This window comes from Nocardia sp. PE-7 (assembly GCF_030486425.1).
In the GTDB taxonomy this organism is placed as follows: domain Bacteria; phylum Actinomycetota; class Actinomycetes; order Mycobacteriales; family Mycobacteriaceae; genus Nocardia; species Nocardia salmonicida_A.
Genome location: NZ_CP129614.1, coordinates 5338735 through 5358492 on the forward strand (window position 1 = coordinate 5338735; position 19758 = coordinate 5358492).

General features: G+C 68.5%; 16 protein-coding genes. 2 read left to right on the forward strand and 14 right to left on the reverse strand.

Translation table 11 applies throughout. The features are described 5' to 3' along the window. Positions 1-7: 7 nt before the first annotated feature. The 6 genes from QX204_RS25085 to QX204_RS25110 all read right to left on the reverse strand — a co-directional run bounded on the left by QX204_RS25085 (position 8) and on the right by QX204_RS25110 (position 7455). Positions 8-352 carry a hypothetical protein gene (locus tag QX204_RS25085; RefSeq protein WP_301902799.1) on the reverse strand — a complete coding sequence of 115 codons (345 nt, stop codon included), beginning with the start codon at positions 350-352 and terminating at the stop codon, positions 8-10. Positions 353-474: 122 nt separating this feature from the next. After that, a complete protein-coding gene (locus tag QX204_RS25090) occupies positions 475-2214 on the reverse strand; it encodes an N-acyl-D-amino-acid deacylase family protein (protein WP_301902800.1) in 1740 nt (579 codons plus the stop codon). Between the two features lie 12 nt (positions 2215-2226). Further along, a complete protein-coding gene (locus QX204_RS25095) occupies positions 2227-3879 on the reverse strand; it encodes a steroid-24-oyl-CoA synthetase (RefSeq protein WP_301902802.1) in 1653 nt (550 codons plus the stop codon). Positions 3880-3890: 11 nt separating this feature from the next. Further along, positions 3891-4934: an NAD(P)-dependent alcohol dehydrogenase gene (locus QX204_RS25100; RefSeq protein WP_301908101.1), complete on the reverse strand. Its 1044-nt coding sequence runs from the start codon at positions 4932-4934 to the stop codon at positions 3891-3893. Positions 4935-4936: 2 nt separating this feature from the next. Beyond that, positions 4937-6085 carry a serine hydrolase domain-containing protein gene (locus QX204_RS25105; RefSeq protein ID WP_301902803.1) on the reverse strand — a complete coding sequence of 383 codons (1149 nt, stop codon included), beginning with the start codon at positions 6083-6085 and terminating at the stop codon, positions 4937-4939. After that, the gene (locus QX204_RS25110; RefSeq protein ID WP_301902804.1) at positions 6082-7455 is read right to left on the reverse strand and encodes a flavin-containing monooxygenase; all 1374 of its coding nucleotides are present in this window, start codon (positions 7453-7455) and stop codon (positions 6082-6084) included. Before QX204_RS25110 ends, QX204_RS25105 begins: the two co-directional genes overlap by 4 nt. A 117-nt stretch (positions 7456-7572) precedes the next feature. Between QX204_RS25110 and QX204_RS25115 the strand changes: the two genes are divergently transcribed. Beyond that, positions 7573-8190, forward strand: coding sequence for a TetR/AcrR family transcriptional regulator (locus QX204_RS25115; RefSeq protein WP_301902806.1), 618 nt, complete (start codon positions 7573-7575; stop codon positions 8188-8190). A gap of 2 nt (positions 8191-8192) precedes the next feature. Here QX204_RS25115 and QX204_RS25120 read toward each other — a convergent pair whose 3' ends face one another. Beyond that, positions 8193-10790 (reverse strand): winged helix-turn-helix domain-containing protein, encoded by a 2598-nt coding sequence (locus QX204_RS25120; RefSeq protein ID WP_301902807.1) that lies wholly within the window; start codon positions 10788-10790, stop codon positions 8193-8195. A gap of 145 nt (positions 10791-10935) precedes the next feature. Beyond that, entirely contained in the window at positions 10936-11157 is a 222-nt protein-coding gene (locus tag QX204_RS25125) for a DUF8691 family protein (RefSeq protein ID WP_056812839.1), read from the reverse strand. A gap of 176 nt (positions 11158-11333) precedes the next feature. Between QX204_RS25125 and QX204_RS25130 the strand changes: the two genes are divergently transcribed. Then, on the forward strand, positions 11334-11762 hold the full coding sequence (locus QX204_RS25130) for an Ig-like domain-containing protein (RefSeq protein WP_194826356.1): 429 nt from the start codon (positions 11334-11336) through the stop codon (positions 11760-11762). Positions 11763-11818: 56 nt separating this feature from the next. Here the strand turns inward: QX204_RS25130 and QX204_RS25135 are convergent, their stop codons facing one another. The 6 genes from QX204_RS25135 to QX204_RS25160 form a co-directional block, all read right to left on the reverse strand. Further along, the gene (locus QX204_RS25135) at positions 11819-12271 is read right to left on the reverse strand and encodes a VOC family protein (RefSeq protein WP_301902809.1); all 453 of its coding nucleotides are present in this window, start codon (positions 12269-12271) and stop codon (positions 11819-11821) included. 80 nt (positions 12272-12351) lie between these two features. Continuing rightward, complete coding sequence (locus tag QX204_RS25140; protein WP_301902810.1) at positions 12352-12684, reverse strand: TfoX/Sxy family protein; 333 nt, start codon at positions 12682-12684, stop codon at positions 12352-12354. Between the two features lie 33 nt (positions 12685-12717). After that, positions 12718-13683, reverse strand: coding sequence for an alpha/beta hydrolase (locus QX204_RS25145; protein ID WP_301902811.1), 966 nt, complete (start codon positions 13681-13683; stop codon positions 12718-12720). Between the two features lie 56 nt (positions 13684-13739). Next, positions 13740-14417, reverse strand: coding sequence for a DUF6875 domain-containing protein (locus QX204_RS25150; RefSeq protein WP_301902813.1), 678 nt, complete (start codon positions 14415-14417; stop codon positions 13740-13742). Continuing rightward, positions 14414-18571, reverse strand: coding sequence for a non-ribosomal peptide synthetase (locus QX204_RS25155; RefSeq protein WP_301902814.1), 4158 nt, complete (start codon positions 18569-18571; stop codon positions 14414-14416). The genes QX204_RS25150 and QX204_RS25155 overlap by 4 nt, the downstream gene beginning before the upstream one ends. Before the next feature lie 57 nt (positions 18572-18628). Then, the gene (locus tag QX204_RS25160; RefSeq protein ID WP_301902815.1) at positions 18629-19573 is read right to left on the reverse strand and encodes a Rossmann-fold NAD(P)-binding domain-containing protein; all 945 of its coding nucleotides are present in this window, start codon (positions 19571-19573) and stop codon (positions 18629-18631) included. Positions 19574-19758: the final 185 nt, after the last annotated feature.

Below are 19758 nucleotides of genomic sequence, written 5' to 3' on the forward strand. Positions count from 1 at the left end.
CCCTGCGTCACGACGCGGGGCCAAGGGCTTTGCGGACCTTGTCGAACCAGGCCTGGGTGTCGACGAGACCTTTCTCGTTGTCCTTGCGGCCGCCGACGAAGCCGAACAGGTCGGCGGCATAGCGGCTCAGGACGGTGCTCTCGTTCTCCTCGAGTTCGGCGAGGATTTCGGCGTCGTCCAGCACATAGGCGACGACAGCCACCTGACCGGCGGGCCATTCGGTGCGGTGGTTCGCCCAGCCGTCGCCGCGCACGGCGCGAGCTTTGGCGAGCAGGTCCTCGCGGAGGGCATCGCGGTCGGCGTCGGTGGGATGACGTGGTTTACCCCAGGTGATCCGTTTCGCGTCCGACATATCGAGTCCTCTCGCTGATGTCCGGGTATTCGGGCGGCGCTCGACCCGGTCGCGGTCGAGCGTCGCCCGGTCATCAGCTGAGGGTCGCAGATCGGTGCGGGCCCGGTGCGCACCGGGCCCGCCTACTCGGCGCGCAGGAAGGCTCCCACGCGTTCGGTGCCGAGCACGGGATCCGCTTCGCCCTCGCCGAAGACGTAGCGGCCGTTGACGAAGACCGCGGTGACCGTGTCGTCGTTGCGGTTGACCATGCGCGAGAGGTTGCCGAAGATGGCGAGGGGGCTCTCCGCGTAGGCGTCCAGGGTTTCGTCGAGGTGGGCGGGGTCGATCACGACGGCGTCGGCGCGATCACCCACGCGCAGGTGGCCGGTGTCCAGGCCGTACCAGTCGGCCAGTTCGCCGGTGAGGCGGTGCACCGCGTGCTCGACCGTCATGAACGGCCGCTCGCTGGTCGCCGCGTCGTTGACGCGACGAAGCAGGCGCAGACCGAAGTTGTAGAAGGCCATATTGCGCAGGTGCGCGCCCGCGTCGGAGAAACCGAGCTGGATCGACGGGTCGGCGGCCAGGATGTCGGCCACCTCGGGTCGGTGGTTGGAGATGGTGGTGCGCCAGCGCAGTTTGTCGCCGTGTTCGACGACGAGGTCGAGGAACGCGTCGACCGGGTGCAGACCGCCACGGTCGACGCCGACTTCACCGAAGGTCTTGCCGATGACGGTCTCGTCGGGACATTCGACGATGTCGGCGTCGAAGAAATCGCGGTGCCAGGCGCGCGGACCGTACTTGTTGTCGTAGTCCTTGCGGAACGCGCGGCGGTACTCCTCGTCCTGCATGAGGTGACGCTGCTCGTCGATGTGATCGGACAGGTGCAAAGCCGCCGCGCCGGAACCGAACTCCTCGAACACCGGCAGCGAGATGCCGTCGGAGTACACCTCGAACGGCACCGGCAGGTGCTGCCAGCGGAAGTTGCCGTCGAGCCCGTTGATGATCTTGCCGACGGCGGGGAACATCTTCGACGCGCCCGGCAGCGCCTTCACATCGGCCGCCGACAGCAGGCTCACCTTGAGCGCTTTACGCCACAGACCGATGCTCGACACCGCCATCGACACCAGGCTCTTGGGGTTGGCGATATCGGGGCCACCCTGCAACGCGCGACCGCGCTTGCGCAGGATCGTGTTGAGCCGGTGCCGTTCCTTGCTCTCGGCATACGTGGACGGCAGCGTCCGCGAACGGCAGGTCTCGCCGTCGAGCTTGTCGAAAAGCAGCTGTTGCGAAGACATTCCGACCAAGCCGACGTCGAGCGCGTCGGTGAGCAGGCGCTCGATCTCGGCCAGCTCCTGATCGGACGGTTTCACGTCCTTGCGGGTGGAGCGGTCCAGCCCCATCACCGCGGCCCGGATATCGGAGTGGCCGATGAAGCCGGCCAGGTTGGGTCCGAGCGGCAGCTGTTCGAGCGCGTCGACGTATTCGCCTGCGGTGCTCCAGGTCCGGACGTCGTTCATCGCGCCGACCACGTACTGACGCGGGATGGCCTCGACCCTGCCGAACAGGTCGCCCGCGACCTCGCCGTCGACGTGCACGGTCGAGAGCGAACACGAACCGAGCAGCACGGTGGTGACGCCGTGGCGCACCGATTCCGACAGCGACGGGTCGAGCAGGACTTCGATGTCGTAGTGGGTGTGGATGTCGATGATGCCGGGGATCACCCATTTGCCGGTCGCGTCCACGACGCGGGAACAGCCGGTCTCGTCGAGCGGGGTCTGCGAGATCTCGGCGATCTTGCCGTCGGCGATGCCGAGGTGACGAACCGCGGACGGGGCGCCGGTGCCGTCGAACCAACGGGCACCCTTGATGATGCTGTCGAACATTGTGACCCCCTGTTAAATCGCGAGCTCGCGCCTGGTGACTTTACCGGTTGCGTTGCGCGGCAACGTGTCCGAAGTGATCCGCCATCGGGCGGGCACCTTGAAATAAGCGAGGCGCTCGGCCACGAAGGCGCGCAACTCCTCCGGGTCCACCGCCCCCGGTTCGGCGACGACGACGGCCGCCACTTCCTGGCCGAGATCGGGATGGGCAACGCCGAAGACCGCGCACTCACTGACGGCCGGGTGTTCGACGAGCACGTTCTCGATCTCGGTGGGATACACGTTCTCGCCGCCGCGCAGGATCAGGTCGGTGCGCCTGCCCGACACGGTGAGCCTGCCGTGGTGCATCGTGCCGAAATCGCCGGAGCGCAACCAGCGTCGGTCGTCGATCGCGGCAGCGGTCGCCGCGTCGTCGTTCCAGTAGCCGAGCATCACGTAGGGGCTGCGGATGCAGATCTCGCCCTCGTCACCCTCGCCGACCGGTTTGCCCTCGGTGTCGCGGATCTCCACCGCGACGCCGATGATCGGTCTGCCGACCGAGGCATCGTCGGCGGCCAGGTCGAGCGGGGTGGCGACCGTCGCCGCGGTGCCGCTCTCGGTGAGGCCGTAGCTGGTGGTCAGCGAGAACTGCAGGGCCGAGGTCTTCTCGCGCAGACCGGCCAGCAGCGCCGGCGAGGACGGCGCCGAGTTCAGCGAGAGTGCGCTCAGTGAGGACAGATCATGTTGGGCCACATCGTGTTCCAACAGTCGCGACGCCATGGTCGGCACTGCCGCCCAGTTGGTGACCTTCTCGCGTTCGACCAGGCTCAGGACCCGGCCGATCTCGAAGGCGCCGTGCGGGAACACCGCCGCCGCGCCGGTCAGCAGGCGCGGAATGACCAGGTTGTGCAGGCTGGCGATGTGGAACAGCGGCGCGGTGACCAGGTAGCGGCGATCACTGGGGGCATCACTGGGCTCCTGACCCATGAACGCGCCCATCATGGCGTCGGTGAAACGGTGGTAGTCGCTGATCGCCACCATGTTTCGCTGCGAATGGACAACGCCCTTCGGCCTGCCGCTGGTCCCGCTGGTGTAGAGGATCACGGCCGGATCGTCTTCGGCGACCGGCGTGCTGGGGATCTCGCCACCGCCGAACTCGGCGATCAGTGCGGGCAGATCCTCCGCCATGGTCAACACGGGCAGGTCGGTGCCGGTCTCGGCCAAGTGCGCGGCTCTCTTCGCATCGGCGATGACGACGGTCGGCGTGGTGTGGCCCAGTCCGTAGGCGATCTCCGGCGGCGCCCACCAGGCGTTGTAGCCGACCGGGATCGCGCCGAGACACTGTGCGGCCCAGAACGCGATCACCCAGTCCGGGCCGTTGGCGGCCAGGATGCCGACGCGATCACCCTTGCCCACGCCGTAGCGGGCCGCCAGCGCGGTGGCCAGCGCGCCCGCCGCCGCGGCGTGCTCGGCGAAGGAGATCCGGCGGTCCTCGGTGACGAGGTAGTCGCGCTCACCCCACTTCAGCGAATGCTCCAGCAGTTCGCGCAGGTTGGCACGGCGCTGGGCGAAGACCGGAATCGGCACGCCCAGAACGGGTTCGACGGTCATCTCGAACGGCGCGCCCGGCGCGGTCAGGCCCGCCGCCACCTTGGCCACGAATTCCTGTGGGTCTACAGCATCGGTCATGTTCTTCTCCATCAGGGAATGAGGACGGCACGGCCGCGGATAGCGCCGGAGTCGAGTCGGTCGAAGGCGGTGCGGGCGTCGGCGAGGTCGAACCGCTCGATCTCGGCGCGGAGCTTGCCCGTAGCGGCCAGGGCCACGGCGTCGATGAGGTCGGATCTCCTGCCGCCGTAGGACTTTCGTACCGTGGCGCCCCACGGCAGCCCTGGTCCGCCTGCTGGTCCCGAGTCGATGCCGGTAGCGCCGCCGCCCAGACCCACCAGTCGGACAGCGCCGTTGGGGGCTACGGATTCAACGGCGAGCTTGACGGTGGGATCGGTACCGACGAAGTCGAACACCGCCTCCGCACCGCGTCCGCCGGTGAGTTCCAAGATCGTGGCAGCGGTGTTCTCGTCGCCTTTGAGCACGAGGTCGGCACCGCATTCGGTGGCCAGGGCGAGCTTGTCGGCGTCCACGTCGACGGCGATCACGGTGGTCTCGGTGAGCGCCTTCAACAACTGCACCGCCACGTGGCCCAGTCCGCCGATCCCGATGGCGACCGCGGTGGCGCCGGGCCACAGTTGGTCCATGGCGCCGCGGATGGCGTGCATGGGCGTCAGTGCCGCGTCGGCCAGTGGTGCGGCGTGCGCGAAGTCGAGTTCGTCGGCGATCGGCACGAACGAGCGAACCGGGATGCGGACGTACTCGGCCATGCCGCCGTCTGGACCGAGACCGGGGCACGGCGGCATCGCGGTGCGACCGGCGGCCAGGCACACATTCTCGTTGCCGCGCAGGCACTCCCGGCATTCACCGCACGACCAGCACAGGTACACGATCCCGCGTTCGCCGACGCTACGACCCTCCACCGCCGAGCCGACGGCCTCGATCGTGCCCGCGATCTCGTGACCCAATGTCAGGGGCTTCTCGCTCATCGGGAACGGCAGGCTCAGCACGAACGAATCCGAATGGCAGATGCCGGCCGCGCCGACCCGCAGCAACAGATCATCGGGTCCGAGTTCCGGTACGGGCACCGTGCGCAATTCGAGAGTGCCCGGGGCCGTCAACTGCATCGCACGCATGCTCATCGGGCGTCTCCTACCGCGTCGAAGGTGGCTTTCAGGTAGCTGTCGCACCGATCGGAACCGATCAATCCCGTCGCCATGCGATTCATGGTGTAGGCGAAGGTGATTCGACGATCCAGGTCGTTGACCACCATCGAACCGCCGTACCCGGCCCACCAGCAGACCCGGCCATCCGGAATGTGCGGGAAGGTCTCCGGTCGGGGCAACCCGTAGCCGATGCCGAAGCGCAGCGGGGCGAGCAGTGCCAGGTCGATGCCGTCGGCCTGCTCGCGGAAGATCAGTTCGATCGTCGCGGGCGAGAGGAACCGTCTGCCGCTCAGCTCGCCGCCGTTGGCGATCAGCGACTGGACGCGGGCTACCGAGCGCGCGTTGCCGTGCCCGTTGGTACCGCCGATCTCGGCCGCGCGCCAGGCCGGCGTCGCGGTTTCGGAGACCTCCAGCCAGGGGCTGGTGAGCGTCTTGATCAGCACGCTGTTCTGGTCCAGGGTCGACAGGTCGAAGTCGGGCATCTCCGGCGGGACCAGGGTGGCGATCCGGTCGGCGTGCTCGGGACCGGTGCCGATGTGGAAATCGGCGCCCAAGGGCCCGGCCAGTTCGTCGGCGAAGAATCTGCCCAGCGAGCGGCCGGTGATGCGGCGCACCAGTTCGCCGATGAGATGGCCGTAGTTGATGGCGTGATAGCCCGAGGCGGTGCCCGGCTCCCACCAGGGCGCCTGCGTCGCCAGCCGGGCCGCGGCGGCATCGGTGTCGTAGATATCGGACAGCGCGATCGGCTTGTCCCAGCCCGAGACGCCCGAGGTATGCGAGAGCAGGTGGCGGACTTCGATGTTTGCCTTGCCGTTGGCCGCGAATTCGGGCCAGTAGTGGGCGACACGCTGATCGACGTCGAGTTCGCCACGGTCGACCAGCAGCAGGGCGCACAGCGCTGTCATCGTCTTGGTGACCGAGAAGACGTTGACCAGGGTGTCGGCGGCCCAGGCGGTCTGCCGCTCGGGATCGGCGTAACCGCCCCACAGGTCGAGGACCGGATCGCCGTCGACAGTGACGCACAGCGCGGCGCCGAGCTCTGCGCCGGAGCGCAGGTGTTCATCGAATGCCGCACGCACACCGGCGAATTCGTCGCGACAGAAGCCGGAAGAGGCGCTCACCGGGCCACCTCGACCGTCACCCGAGCGGGCACCGGCAGGGCATTGCCCGCGGCGGTGGCACGTTTCGCACCGCGCTCCATCTCCTTGGTCATCGAGCGCACGTACGGCTCGAATTCGGTCTGGATGGTGTGTCGCGGCGAATCGTAATAGCGACCGGAGCGTTTGGCTTCTTGCGCCCCGAGCACCTCGTCGATCTCCGCGCGCGGCGGCAGGTGGTATCGACCGGTCAGGTAGGCCACTACGAGCTTGCTCTGCTGCTCGGCGAAGTTCACCAGCGTCGGCATCGGTTGGGCCAGACCGAGATAGAACAGATTGTCCACACCGGGCTTCATCATCATCTGGAACAGCGGGAACCGGTTGTCGGCGTCGGGCGCCAACTCGGTGTCGGTGAAGAACGGAAAGCTGATGTGGTAGCCGGTGGCACAGACGATCACGTCGATCTGTTCACTGCTGCCGTCGGCGAAATGCACCGTGTCGCCGGCCAATCGGGTGATCGCGGGCTTGCACTCCACGTCACCGCAGCCTGCCCGGTGCAGGAATTCCTCACTCGCCGACGGATGCGCCTCGAAGGGCTCGTGATCGGGCGTCGGCAGACCGTAGGTCGACATCTCGCCGCGGTTCTTGCGGACGAAGCGCTGCTTGAGCTTGAGCGCGATCTTGGCGGGAATCCACGCGGGCATCGACGCGCGGTCGCCCACTTGCCCGTTGACGTACTTGGGCAGCACCCACACGCCCCGACGGGCGGAAACGAACAGCTTCGAGGCGAGGAAGCGCTGGGACAGTTCCGAGGCGATGTCGAGGCCCGAGTTGCCCATGCCGACCACCACGATCCGCTTGCCGCGCATGTCGATCGGGTCGAACGGGTCGTTGTAGGCGTGACTGTGCATGAGCACACCGTCGAACTCGCCCGGGTAGTCCGGGAATCGAGGATTCCAGTGGTGTCCGTTGCAGACGATCAGCGCGTCGTAGACCCCGGTCTCGCCTGCCGCCGTCGTCACCCGCCACAGACCCGCGTCGTCGCGCTCGGCGGCGGTGACCAGGCTGTTGAACCGGATCCGATCCCGCAGGCCGAAGTGGTCGACATAGTCCTTGAAGTACTGCAGCAATTGGGAATGGTGCGGGAAGTGCGGCCAATCCGCCGGCGCCGGAAAGTCCTCGAATTGCAGGCGGTACTTCGAGGTGTCGATGTGCAGACTCTGATAGCACGCCGACATGCCGTTGGGGTTCTTGAAGTACCAGTTGCCGCCGACCTCGTCGGACGCCTCGTAGCAGTCGAACGGAATCCCGTGCTCGGCAAGCCTTTTGGCGGCGGTGATACCCGAAGGTCCGGCGCCGATGACGCACACCTTGGGTAATTGACCTGTATCCATGCAGAACTCCTCCAGCGGCTTCGGTCGTCGTCGACCATGCCGGGTGACGTGGACCACAGGATAACTTCTCGCTGGACATCATGTCTAGTGAATGAGCGGATCGTCTAAGATGGTGCGATGACGACCGAACCCGCCCGCCGTGGATCGTTGCGCGAGGAACAGAAGCGTCTGACGAAGGCCAGGATCGTCGAGACCGCGCGCACCCTGTTCGAGACGCAGGGCTACTCCGATGTCCGCGTCGACGACATCGCCGCGGCTGTCGGCTGCAGCCGGGCGACCTTCTACCTGCACTTCACCAGCAAGGGCGAGGTGCTGCGGGCCATCGCGCAGGAAGGCACCCTCGCCAGCGTCCGGGATTTCTACGCCGACCTCGACCGGGTGCTCACCACCGGGTCCCGGGAGTCGTTCGCGGACTGGATGACTCGCGCGATCGACTGGTTCTTCACGAACAAGGACATGCTCCCGGCCTGGGACGAGGCCACCGCGCTCGAACCGGAGTTCCGCGCGGTGGCGCGCGAGGGCATCATGGCCCTGGCCGACACCATGCCCGCCTACCTCGGCCGCTGGCCCGAACACCGCCGCGACGAGGCCCGGCTGCGGATCGAGCTGCTCGTCGCCCAGCTCGAGCGGTTCTTCACCCGCTGGGCGATGCAGGGCACCATCGACGTCTCGGCCGCACAGGCCGCGGCGGTTCTCACCGACGTCTGGTTCCCGGCCCTCCAGGCGCCGGACTGAGCTCAGAGCAGGCCGAGCACCCTGGCCTGGGCGATCGCCTCGGCCCGGGCATTGACGGCGAGTTTCTGGTAGATCCCGCGCAGATGCGTCTTGACAGTGTTCACCGAGACGCCGAGGTCGGCGGCGATATTGCCGGCCGTCATGCCGGAGGGAAGTTGGCGAAGCACCACCAATTCGGTGTCGGTGAGCTGTGGCGCGCCCGCCGTGGCGCCCCGGTAGGCGCGGATACGGTCGACCAGAGCCGCGTACTGACCGAAGCGGGCGCCGATGCGGGCGAGCAGCTCGTCGGCCGCGGGGACATCGAGGAACGGGCGAGCCAATTGTTCGGTGGCCGCGTGGGCGAGGGCCTGCTCGCAGGCGTCGTCGACCTTGCGGGGGCGATCGAGGCGGTCGGCGGCGACCGCGACCAGCAGCCACGCCGTGACCTGTGATCGCGAGGACAACCGCGCGGTGGCGAGCAGCGGTTCCAGCGACGTCAGCACGACGGCGGGTCGATGGGCGTAGAGGGCCAGTCCCGCCTCGGCGACCACCATGTCCGGGGTCCGGCCGAGCACCCGCGTCGCGTGGTCGATCAGTTGCTGCGCGTCCGCCTTGGCCTGTACGCGCAGCAGCAGCCACAGCACGTCGGTGACCAGACCTCCGGTGCCGTGCAGGGTGGGCGATTCATCGAGCAGGCGATGCAGTCGCTTACTCAGCGCGACCGCCGCGGCCGAGCGATCCGGGGCGTCGTCGAACATCAGCACGCCGGTCATGATCGCGGCCAGGCGCACCGGCGCGGGGACCACCGTCTCGTCGGCGGCGGCCGAGGGCAGACTCGGCAACGGCCGCTCGAAATCCACGCCCTGTTCGTACGCGCCGTAGGCCGCGAGCGCCCTCGCCGCCGCGGCCTCACCCGAACCGGCGAGGTCGTAGCGCTCGGCGCACTCGATCGCCCGGGCCGCCAGCGCGCGGAGCTCGCCGACCCGGCCCGCCATTCCGGCCGCCACGGCCGTCGCGGTCCTGGCGCGGACCGCGACGCGACCCAGCCCGACCCGCTCGGAGTGCACGATCGCGTGGCGCACGGACGTGGCGCCGCTGTCGAGCTCACCGCCGTGGATCTCGGCGATTCCGCAGTACAACGCGGCGTAGCAGTCGAGGTCGGGCTGTCCGGTCACCGGCGGCAGCGGCCATGACATCGAGGCCGAATCACCTACCAGGACAGCCACTCCCGCGCTCACGGCATGATCGAGGGCGGCCACCCACTCGGCGGGCACCATCGGCGCGGCCGAATCCGGGCCTACGTGGGCGGCTTCGAGGTATACCTCGGCGGCGGCGATATCGCCCGCCTCCACCGCGACGGCCGCGCGCAGCAGGCGAACGAAAGTGTCGTGCTCGGAAAGGTTGTCGAGGGCGGCGAGCAGCGTATGGCCGGTTCCTTCCAGCACCATGCGCAGCCCCCAGTCGCGCAGGAAGGGCACCAGCCCTGGCGCGCCGGGCTCAGCCGCGATGTGCTCGAGCGCGGGCCCCGGCATCGCGGCCGCGGTGAACCAGGCCGCCACCCGGCGATGGCAATCGGGCAGGCGATCCGGCCTGGTGTACGCGGCCTCGGCGAGCAGGTAGGCCCGCAGCAGCGGGTGGTAGGTGTGCCACAGTTCGCCCCCGTGCGCGACGGTGTGCAAGGGGAAGTTGGCGCGCAGCAGTTCGTCGAGGATGCGGGCGGCGTCGTCACCGACCAGATCTTCGGCCATCGGCAGGCAGAATTGCGCGGGAACCGCTGTGGCGAGCAAGAATTCGAGAGTCGGCGCCGGGAGCGAGGCGAGCAGTTCGGCGACCAGGAAGTCGGCGACCGCGTGCGCGGGGCGGGCCAGCGCGGCGAGGGCCGTATCGCGGTCGGTCCCGGTGGCCGACAGACAGATCGCCGCGATGCGAACCAGGGCGGCCCAGCCACGGGTCAGGTTCTGGACCACGGCGAGCTCGGCGTCGTCGAGTCGGCACCCGTGCTGGGCGAGCAGTTGGGCGACCCGGTCCGGGGAGAGCGCGAGTTCGGGCACGCCGATCCGGGTGAGCCTGCCCGCCAGGTCGAGGGCGTGCCAGCGCAACGGCGGATCGAAGCGGCTTGCGATCAACACGGTGACCTGGGCGGGCAGGTGCGTGAGCAGGTATTCGAGACCGGCGAGTTGCAGCGGGTCGGCGAGCAGGTGGGCGTTGTCGATCACCAGCACCGTCGGCTCGACATCGACCAGGGCGGCGAGCAGATCCACAGCCCGGTCCATCGGCGTCTGCAACACGCCGGTCGGCACGAAATCCGGTGTGGGATCGAGGGTTCGGGCGATCTCGGCCAGCAGGTCGGGGCCCCGATGATCGGCAACGGTCAACCACGCGACGCGCGCCGAGCACCTACGGCGTACCCAGTCGACCAGCACGACGGTCTTCCCACTGCCCGCCGGTCCGCACAGCAGCACGGTGTGCCCGGTGGCCGCCTGTGCCCGATCCAAGCGGGCGAAGGCCTCGTTGCAGCGAACCGGAGCGAACGACAGCTCCGGGAGACCGGCACACGGACCGGCCACAGCTATCACCGAGCCGCCGCTATGAACTTCCAGAGAACCCGACGACGAAGCCATCTTCACCCTCCTGAACACGCTTTTCATCGCGTGGCGGCCGACCTCCGCCGAGATCGACGGTAGGCCAATCGGAGGCTGCGCGGTTGCTGGCGAGGTGAAGTGGGGCCGCTCGTTATCAGATCGACGTCGACTCGTCGGCCGACGCTCAGTCGGGCAACTGGGACATACTCAGCAGCGTGAGGCCGAGGGTGTCGATGCGGGCCATCACCCCGCGCATGGCCGTGCTGTCGGCGACGAGGCCGAACAGGGTGGTCGTCCCGGTGGGCGAATGCGAGCTGGGACGCAGCTCGGGAAAAGCCGCGAGGACACGCTCGGACAGCTCGCCCTCGACGACGAACTGGTAGCGGAGCGGTCCGGGCTTCGACATGGCCCCAGTGTCGTGGCCGGTCGCCGCGGCTGCCTCATCCGCTCCGGGTGAATTCGCTCGCCACCTGCGGTGCAACCGGCTCGACACTTTTAAACATCGTTATTTCAGTTTTCGGGACGCGGGCCGGATCCGCTGGCTAATGTCGCGCTCATCAACAGCGCGAACAGGAGAACATCATGAAGATCTACCAGGCGCGGCGTGCCGGTTTCGGACTTACGGCTTTCACCGCGGTGGCCGCGGCCGCCGTGCTGGCAGCACCGCAGGCATCGGCACTCGTGCAGGGGATCGCGGTGAGCGGTAGCACCCACTATGTCGATACCGCCTACACCGTCACCGCCGATGTCACGTCGACCTCGTTCCTGTTCAAGGTGACCTTCACCGACAACGGCACCCAGATCGGTGAGCCGGTCTCGGTGTCGGACGGCAAGGCGACCATCACCTGGACGCCGAAGACCACCGGCGCGCACGAGATCAAGGCGGTGCAGGAACTCATCAGCTCCAAGACCGTCACCATCACCGTCGCGCCGAAGCCCACCCCACCCGGTGGTGGGGCGAGTACCGGTTCCGCCGACCTGGGTGGGCTGCTGTCGGGCTCGGCCGGCTAGCCCGCTCGAACCAGTACGGCCGCCGCGAACCTCTCCCCGCGGCGGCCGTACTGCGTTCAGACCTGGTCGTAGGCCTGTTGCAGGGCGGCGATGTCGAGCTTGGACATCGAGCGCAGCGCCGTGCCGACGGCGATGACCCGGTCGACCTCGCCACCCATGAGCTTGGCCAGCACAGTCGGCACAACCTGCCAGGACACCCCGAACCGGTCGGTGAGCCAGCCGCACGGGCCGGGGGCTCCGCCGTCTTGCGACAGCGCGTCCCAGAGGCTGTCGATCTCGTCCTGGGTATCCACGACCACCTGCAGCGACGCGGCATCGCTGTGCGGGTGACCCGGGCCGCCGTTCATCAGGGTGACGGCCTGACCGTCGAGGTCGAGGGTGACGATGAAGGCCGAGCCGTCCCCCTGACGGGTGACCTCGACGATGCGCGAGTTCGGGACGGACGCGGCGTAGAGTTCGGCCGCCGCTTCGGCGTCGGCGTCGAACCAGAGGAAAGTGTTGACGGACATGATGTGCTCCTTGGGGTGAGTGGCTCTCTTCACCCCCTGGTCGGAGCCGATCATCGCGCTTCGACACATCCGCCGAACTTTTATTCTCGCGGCAAGGTCGCGGCGAACCGCACTCCGCGTTCGACCCATTCCCGCAGGACCGTGTCGTCGGCGATCGTTTCCGGGGCTACTCGCAGCCAGCCGTGCAGCTCGCGCCCACCCATCACCATCGGCGTGATCGCCGACCCGTCGAGCAGACCGTCGCCTTCGGCCGGGGCGACCCGCACCAGCAGCCCGCCCTTGCCACTGGCGGCCACGGCCATATTGCCGCCGATCAGGAAGGCGAGACCGCCGAACATCTTCCGCTCGGTGAGGTCGCGGCGCGGGTAGACGATCTCCCGGATCCGCTCGGCGAGCTCCTCGTCGTATGCCATCAGCTCAGTGTGCGCCGAGCCACCGACACAGACTCAGATGCCGAGTGCCGCGGCGAACATGGGCCAGGAATCGTGGACGTCGTCCTGCCAGTAGGGCCAGGCGTGGGTGCCCGCGGGGCGGAAGCGGATGTCGGCGGGGATGCCGAGTTGGGCGAGGCGGCCCGCGAGCGGACTCGAACAGCTGCCGACGACGGCTTCCATGGTGCCGCCGACCAGCAGGCGATCGACCAGCACGCCGACATTGCCCGCGATGCTCGGGTCGTTGAACGCCTCGTACGGGCCGGGAGCGCCGTTACCCGAGGACAGATAGATGGCGGTGCCGCGCAGACGGTCGGCGTGCACTGTCGGGTCGTTGGCCGCCCAGGCCGGGTCGCCGGGAGCTCCCCACATATTGGTGGCGTCGGCGCCGAAGGTGGCCAGTTGCGCCCGCACCAGCGTCTCCGCGAGCGGATTGCCGGTCTGGGTGCACCCGCTGAAGGCGCCGACCGCGCGGTACAGGCCGGGTGCGGCGATCGCCAGGTTCAACGCCGAGGTGGCCGACATCGAAAGGCCCGCAATGCCATTGGCGCCGGTCATGCCGAAACGCTCGTTGAGCAGCGGGGGAAGTTCGTTCGTCAGGAAGGTGGACCACTTGTTGCGGCCCAACGCGCCGTCGTCGCGCTGCCAGTCGGTGTACATGCTGGCGCGGCCGCCGATCGGGACGATCACATTCACCGGCTTGTCGGCGAAGAAGTCGACCACATCGGTGCGCCGCATCCACGGCCCGCCGCCCTCGCCACCGTCGACCGCGTTCAGCAGATACAGCGCGGGCGCGCCGGACCCGGGATGCGACATCCAGAGGGTGATCGGGCGATTCATCGCCGCGGAATACACGACCACCTCGAATTGCCTGCCACCGAGCGGGCGGACATCGAGGATCCCGGATTCCGCCGACGCCATGGGCGAGACGACGAAACCACAGCCGAGCAGCACGAGCAGACAGCACACAAGCCGACGCATGCGACGTAGTGTGCCGCATGACCCCGCTAATGTCCGGCATTGTGCGGTTCGTGTCCCTATTGTGCGTGTTCATCCGGAAAATGTGCGCGCAGTTCGGTGATCGAGGCGGGTCCCACGTCGGGCACGTGCATCCGGTCCGCAATCGTCGTGCGCAGCTTGCGCGGGAGCCCGGGCGCGTGCCGGGCGAGATAGGCCGAGAGCCACTCCGTTTCGCCGACGAGGAACGGAAAATCGGTGTTCATCATCGGGCGGATCACCAGCATCGGCAGCGGGGCGTGCAGCGGGCGGTAGTCGCGGTTCCACAGGCCCGCGACCGGACAGCCTGGGTAGAACTGGCCGAGCATCGCGCCCGCGCGGACGATGTCGCTCTTGCGGGCGGCGTGTGCGGCGTCGATGCGGGCGGTGTCGGCGAGCTCGGGGAAGACGGTGAGGACCGCCGAGGTGTGGTCGAGAGTGCGGTAGAGCTCGAAGGCGTCGTCGACGGCGGCGGCGATCTCGCCGGTGTTCGTCAGTTCGGCGATCCACAGGGTGCGATGTGCCACAGCGGGTTTGACGAACGGGCATACGGGGCCGGGTCTGCCCTGGGCGGGGTCGGGGCGCATCAGGGTGTCGGTGAACCAGTCGATCAGGGGTGCTGTTCGTGGGTGTTCGGCGGACCAGCGGGCGGGGTCGTCGTAGACGCACCACCAGGTGGCGTCGGTCCGTCGACCTCTCGTCGAGCGCAGGGTGGTCATGTCGCGGCCGTCGCGATCTCGACTTCGCGCAGATGACGATCGAGGATCGGGCCGATGCGGGTGACGACGTCGGCGTTGGTGAGTTGGGCATGGGTGGTGTCGACGGGGTGTTCGATGAGACGGCCGGTGACGAAGGGGCGCCAAATCTGAGCGTCGAGGAAGGCGGTCATGCCCTGGGTGGCGCAGAAGTAGAGGAGGTCGCCGTCGAACAGGTCGGGGCGGTAACCGTGGGAGAGGCGTACGCCGTCGGCGTAGGCCTCGTGCAGCCTGGTGAGTTGTTCGACGGTGAGACCGGACCCGAAACTCGCCCCGGCTCCGGCTAATTCGGCTGCGGCTTCCTCGGCGGAGACATCGGGAAGCGCGTCGGCGTCGTCGGGTTCGTCGCCGAGCAGGTGGGTGAGGAGATCGCGCATGCGGGGGCGCGGGGGCGGGTCCGCGTGATCGGGGACGACGACGCTGTCGAGCATGGCCAGGGTGGCGACGTCGCGACCTGCGGCGCGCAGGCGGACGGCGGTGGCGTGGGCGAGTTGGCCGCCGAGGGACCAGCCGAGCAGGTGGATAGGACCCTCGGGTTGTAGGCGGGTGATCTCGGTGCCGTAGGTGGCGGCGAGGAAGTCGACGGTCAGGTCGTCGGGTCGCGCAGTCGCGTGCTCGCCTGCCGCGGTCCGGCCAGGATCTGCCGCCGACAAGGTCGGTGCTTGCAATCCGTAGACAGGACGGTCGGTGAGGTGGCGCGCCAGGCCGGTGTAGCACCAGGCGAGCGGGACGGCGGAGTGGACACAGAACAACGGTGGGTGGGTCCCGCCGGTGCGCAAGGGCAGCACGGTGGCGAGGGCGTCGGCGCCGGGGTCGGCGTCGGCACGGTAGGTCTCGATACGGTGGGCGAGCGCGGCGACCGTGGGTGCGGTGTAGAGCCAGCGGACCGTGATCGGGGTGTTCGTCGCCTCGGCCAGTTCCGCGGAAACACGCACGCCGGTCAGTGAATTGCCACCGATGGCGAAGAAGTCGTCGTCGGCGCCGACCGCGTCGAGGTGGCAGGCGAGGGCGAAGGTGGTGGCGACCACGAGTTGTAGCGGTGTCCGTGGCGGCCGATAGGGGGTGGCGGGCGGTGTGGGAAGTGCCGCGCGGTCGAGTTTTCCGTTGGCTGTCAGCGGGAGGCGGTCGAGGGTGATCAGGGCGGCGGGGACCAAAGCTGTGGGCAGGACAGTACGGAGGCGGGCGAGGGATGCGGCGGCATCGAAGCTGGTGTCCGATGCGGACAGATCCTCCGATCCGGGGCGGCCAAGAGCCGAACCACTGTCGAAGGTGGTGTCCGTTGTGGAGGGTTGCGGACCGGGAGCTCGGGTAGGGACGACGTAACCGATGAGACGCGCTGCGGGAGTGCCCGCGTCGGCGATATCGACAGCCGCGCGGGTGATGGTGGGGTCGGCGAGCAGGGCAGTTTCGACTTCGGCCGGTTCGATGCGGCGGCCGCGCACAGCCAGTTGAGTATCGATGCGGCCGAGGAACTCGTAGCCGCCGTCGGCGCGCGGGCCGACGAGATCGCCGGTGCGGTAGACACGCTCGCCGGTACCTCGGGGATCTGCCACGAAACGCGCCGCCGTGCTCGCGGGGTCGCCGATATACCCCTGTGCCACACAGGGTCCGCCGAGGTACAGCTCGGCGCGGGCTCCGGCGGGAACAGCCCGGAGGTGTGCGTCCAGGAGCAGCGCGGACACTTCCGGCAGCGGCGAGCCTATGGTCACCGGCTCCCCCGACGCCAGCGGCGGCGACTGGGTGGCCATCACCGTGGCCTCGGTCGGGCCGTAGCCGTTGTGCAAGCGGACTCGGGATGCCCAGGTGACGACCAGTTCCGGCGGGCAGGCCTCGCCACCGACGACCACCACCGCCAGAGTCGGTACCTCCGCAGGGCGCAGGGTCGCCAACACGACGGGAGTGGTGAGCAGATGGGTGACTCGATGCTCGGTGATCAGCCCGGTCAGTTCCGCGCCTGCGACGACCGTGGGCGGTTCGACTACCAGGCGTGCACCCGCCGCGAACGCGGCGAGGAGTTCGAGCAGGTGCGCGTCGAACGCTGGTGAATGCGCGTGTAGCACTACCGAATCGGGTGTCGTTCGATAGCGGTCGAGCAGGTGGCTGGTCAAGGGAGCCAGGCCGCGGTGCGTGACCGCGACGCCTTTGGGCGTCCCGGTGGTTCCCGAGGTGTGGATCAGGTAGGCCGGGTGCGCGGGTGTCAGCCGTCCGTCGCGGTCCGCGTCGGTGACGGGCTCCGACGCCTGATCGGCGACGTGCGCCAGGGTTCGCGCGTCATCGAGCAGCAGCCACGTGACCCCGGAGGAATGGCCGGATTCCCCAGGGTTCGCGGCTCGTGTCGTCAGCCCGAGCACCGCACCGGATCCGGCGACGATCCTGGCGACCCGCTCGCTCGGATCGCCCACATCGATCGGCGTCAGGCAGGCACCGGCGGCGGCGATGGCGCGCACCGCCAGCACGGACTCGAGCGACCTCGGAATCGCGGTGAGCACCGGACTTCCCGGTGTGGCGCCGTGCGCGATGAGCACCCTGGCCCACCGCGCCGCCGACTCACCGAGCTCCCGGTAGGTCATCGACCTGGAGCCGTCCACCACGGCGACGCTGTCCGCCTCGTCGAACCCGCTGAGCAAGTCGCTCAACGTCGAAGCTGTTGCCGCGCAGTCGTGTACCACCTCGATCCCGTCGCGGCGACAACTGCCGACCGGTGCGTCAGCCTGTTCCGCACTCTCGGCGGCGGACGACCGCACGTCGTGCGCGGGGGTCAGGTCGCGGATCGACCGGGTCGGGTCGGCGGCGAGGAAAGTGGCGAACCAATCGAGGAACAGGCGGTGGTACCAGGCCAGGGTGGCGGCGTCGTAGCAGGCCGGGTTGGCCTGGAAGTCGATGGTCGCGGTGGTGTTGTCGGGACCGAGTTGGTAGCCGTTGACGAGGAGGTCTTCGACGGGGCCAAGGCTCAAAAGATGGGCGTGGCCGGTCACGGGGCCGAGGGTCAACGGCGCGGTGAAGCCGAGGAGGTTGATCACCGGGCCGAATCCGCCTCGGGCGATCTGGGTTTCGCCACGGTCGCGTTGGATGTCCTCGTAGCGGTAGCACTGGTGGCGCAGGGCGCCGATCACCCGCAGCCGCACCTGGCCGATCAGGTCTTCGACTGATGTCGTGGCGAGGTCACGCAGGCGCAGGGGTACGACATTGGAGACCGAACCCGCCGAGCGACGAAGAGCCGCGGTGGGCCGAGCGGCTACCGGCAGCGACAAGACGACCTGGTCGGCGCTCGACATTCTCGCCAGGAAAGCGGCGAAAGCGGCGGCGGTCAACTCCGGAAAGCTCGCCGCGTAACGCTGCCTCGCGATGGCCAGCAGGTGCGCGGTCCGCTCGTCTAGACGGGCCGATACCCGATGCGGGTCTGCCGACGCGGGCGCCGCGATACCGGCGAGTCCTGCCGGATCAGGCAGTCCGGCAACCTCTTCGGCCCAGAAGGCCCGATCCGCGACGGCCCGGGCGGAGTCGCGATAGCGTCGATCCGCGTCGACCAGATCCGCGATCGACAGCACACCCTTCTGGTCGAGATCTGTTGCCTTGGAGTAGTTCTCGGCGGCCAGTCGCAACACCGCCGCCGCACCGACTCCATCGAGTACCAGGTGGTGACTGCGTAGGTAGAGAAAGCACCGCTCGGGACCCACGCGGTACAGGACTGCGACGGTGATCGCGTCCGCGCACAGATCCAGCCGAGCTCGGCGATCGGCTTCCATGCGCGAGTGCGCTTCGGCCACCGCGGGGCACGCCGAGTCCTGACGCGGTTCCTTCGTATCACCGGTGAGGTCGATGTCGGTGAGTTCGCCGAACACGGTCGGGTCGAGGTACTGGTGGGGTCGGCCGTCGATGAGACGTAGGCGTACGTGGGGTGATTGCAGTCGCGCCGCCGCCGAGCGCATCGCCGTGCTCAGGCGCGCGATATCCAGTGGCCCACGCAGATCCAGATACAGGGCGATGGTGGCGGGCACGTCGGGTGCCAGCTGATGAGCTACCCACCAGCGTAATTGCCCGGTGGACAAGGGAATCGGCGCGGCCTCGGCCGCCACCACGGCAGCTACCGCGCCGATACCACCCTCATCTTGCCGCACCGGGCCTCCCGGGATTCGGAGCAACCGTTGACTGGTTCTCCGGCAAACCTACGGCATCTACCCCGCGTCGGGCACGGTTACCCGCGCGGCCGCGTCGGCGGTGACCACCTCGGCGAGCACCTCGTCCAGCGTCGACGCGGTGCGGCCGAAGGTGGTCCGCATCGCCGAATCGTCGACGACGAACTCACGATGGGACATGTGTTTCGTCTCGAACAACTCGGCCCAGAACGGGTCCTGCTCGGCGAGTTCGGTGATCTCCGCGTCGGTGAGTACCGCCAGTTCCGGTGTCGCGGCGCCGGCCAGCGCGGCGAGCCTGGTCGCGACCGCACGCACGGTCGTGGTGATCACCGGGGCGTGCCAGGCCCTCCCCCACGACCGGTCATCGCGCGCGAGAGTGACCAGCGCGGCCGCAGCGTCGCCGATCGCGGTGAACGAGTGCGCGAGGTCGAGTTCCTGCGGTACCCGGGCCGGGGTGTTCGCCAGGACCGCGGACTGAACGAGCAGGGAGAAGACCGAGACAGCACCCGCGCCGAGGAATTGACCCGCGCGCAGTTCGGTGACACGCAACCGGCCTGTCTCGTGCGCGGCGAGCGCATCGGTCCACATCCTGGCTCGCACTACGCCTTTGCTCCCCGTCGCGGCGAGCGGGGTGTGTTCGCTGACGACACCGTCGACCGGGCCGTAGCCGTACAGATTTCCCAACATGACCAGGTCGGCGCCGACGCTTTCCGTCGCCGACAGGATCGAACCGAACAGGGGCGGAACCGTGTCCGGCCAGGTGTGATAGGCGGGCATCGCCAGATTGAAGACGGTGGCCGCACCGGTCGCGACCTCGGTCAGGGCGGTGGTGTCGAGCGCGTCGAGCGCGATCGGTTCCACGCCGGGATGGTCGGGGCCGAGCCCGCTGCGGCTCACCATCCGCACGCGATCTCCGGCCTCGGCGAGCAACAACGCGGTGGCGGTCGCGGTACCACCTCGGCCGATCACTACCTGAGTGGACATTTGAATTCCCTTTCACGACAACAGCTTTCGTTGGGACAGCGGGGTTCCACCCGCACCCTCAACGATGCCGCTCTCGCGAGCACTAGACTAGTGGCCGGAATGCCAGCTATCCCAAGGTTCAGGCCATGAAGACGATTGCCGTGGTGGCCGCGCCGCGACCACGCACTGGGGCCTTGCCGACGAAC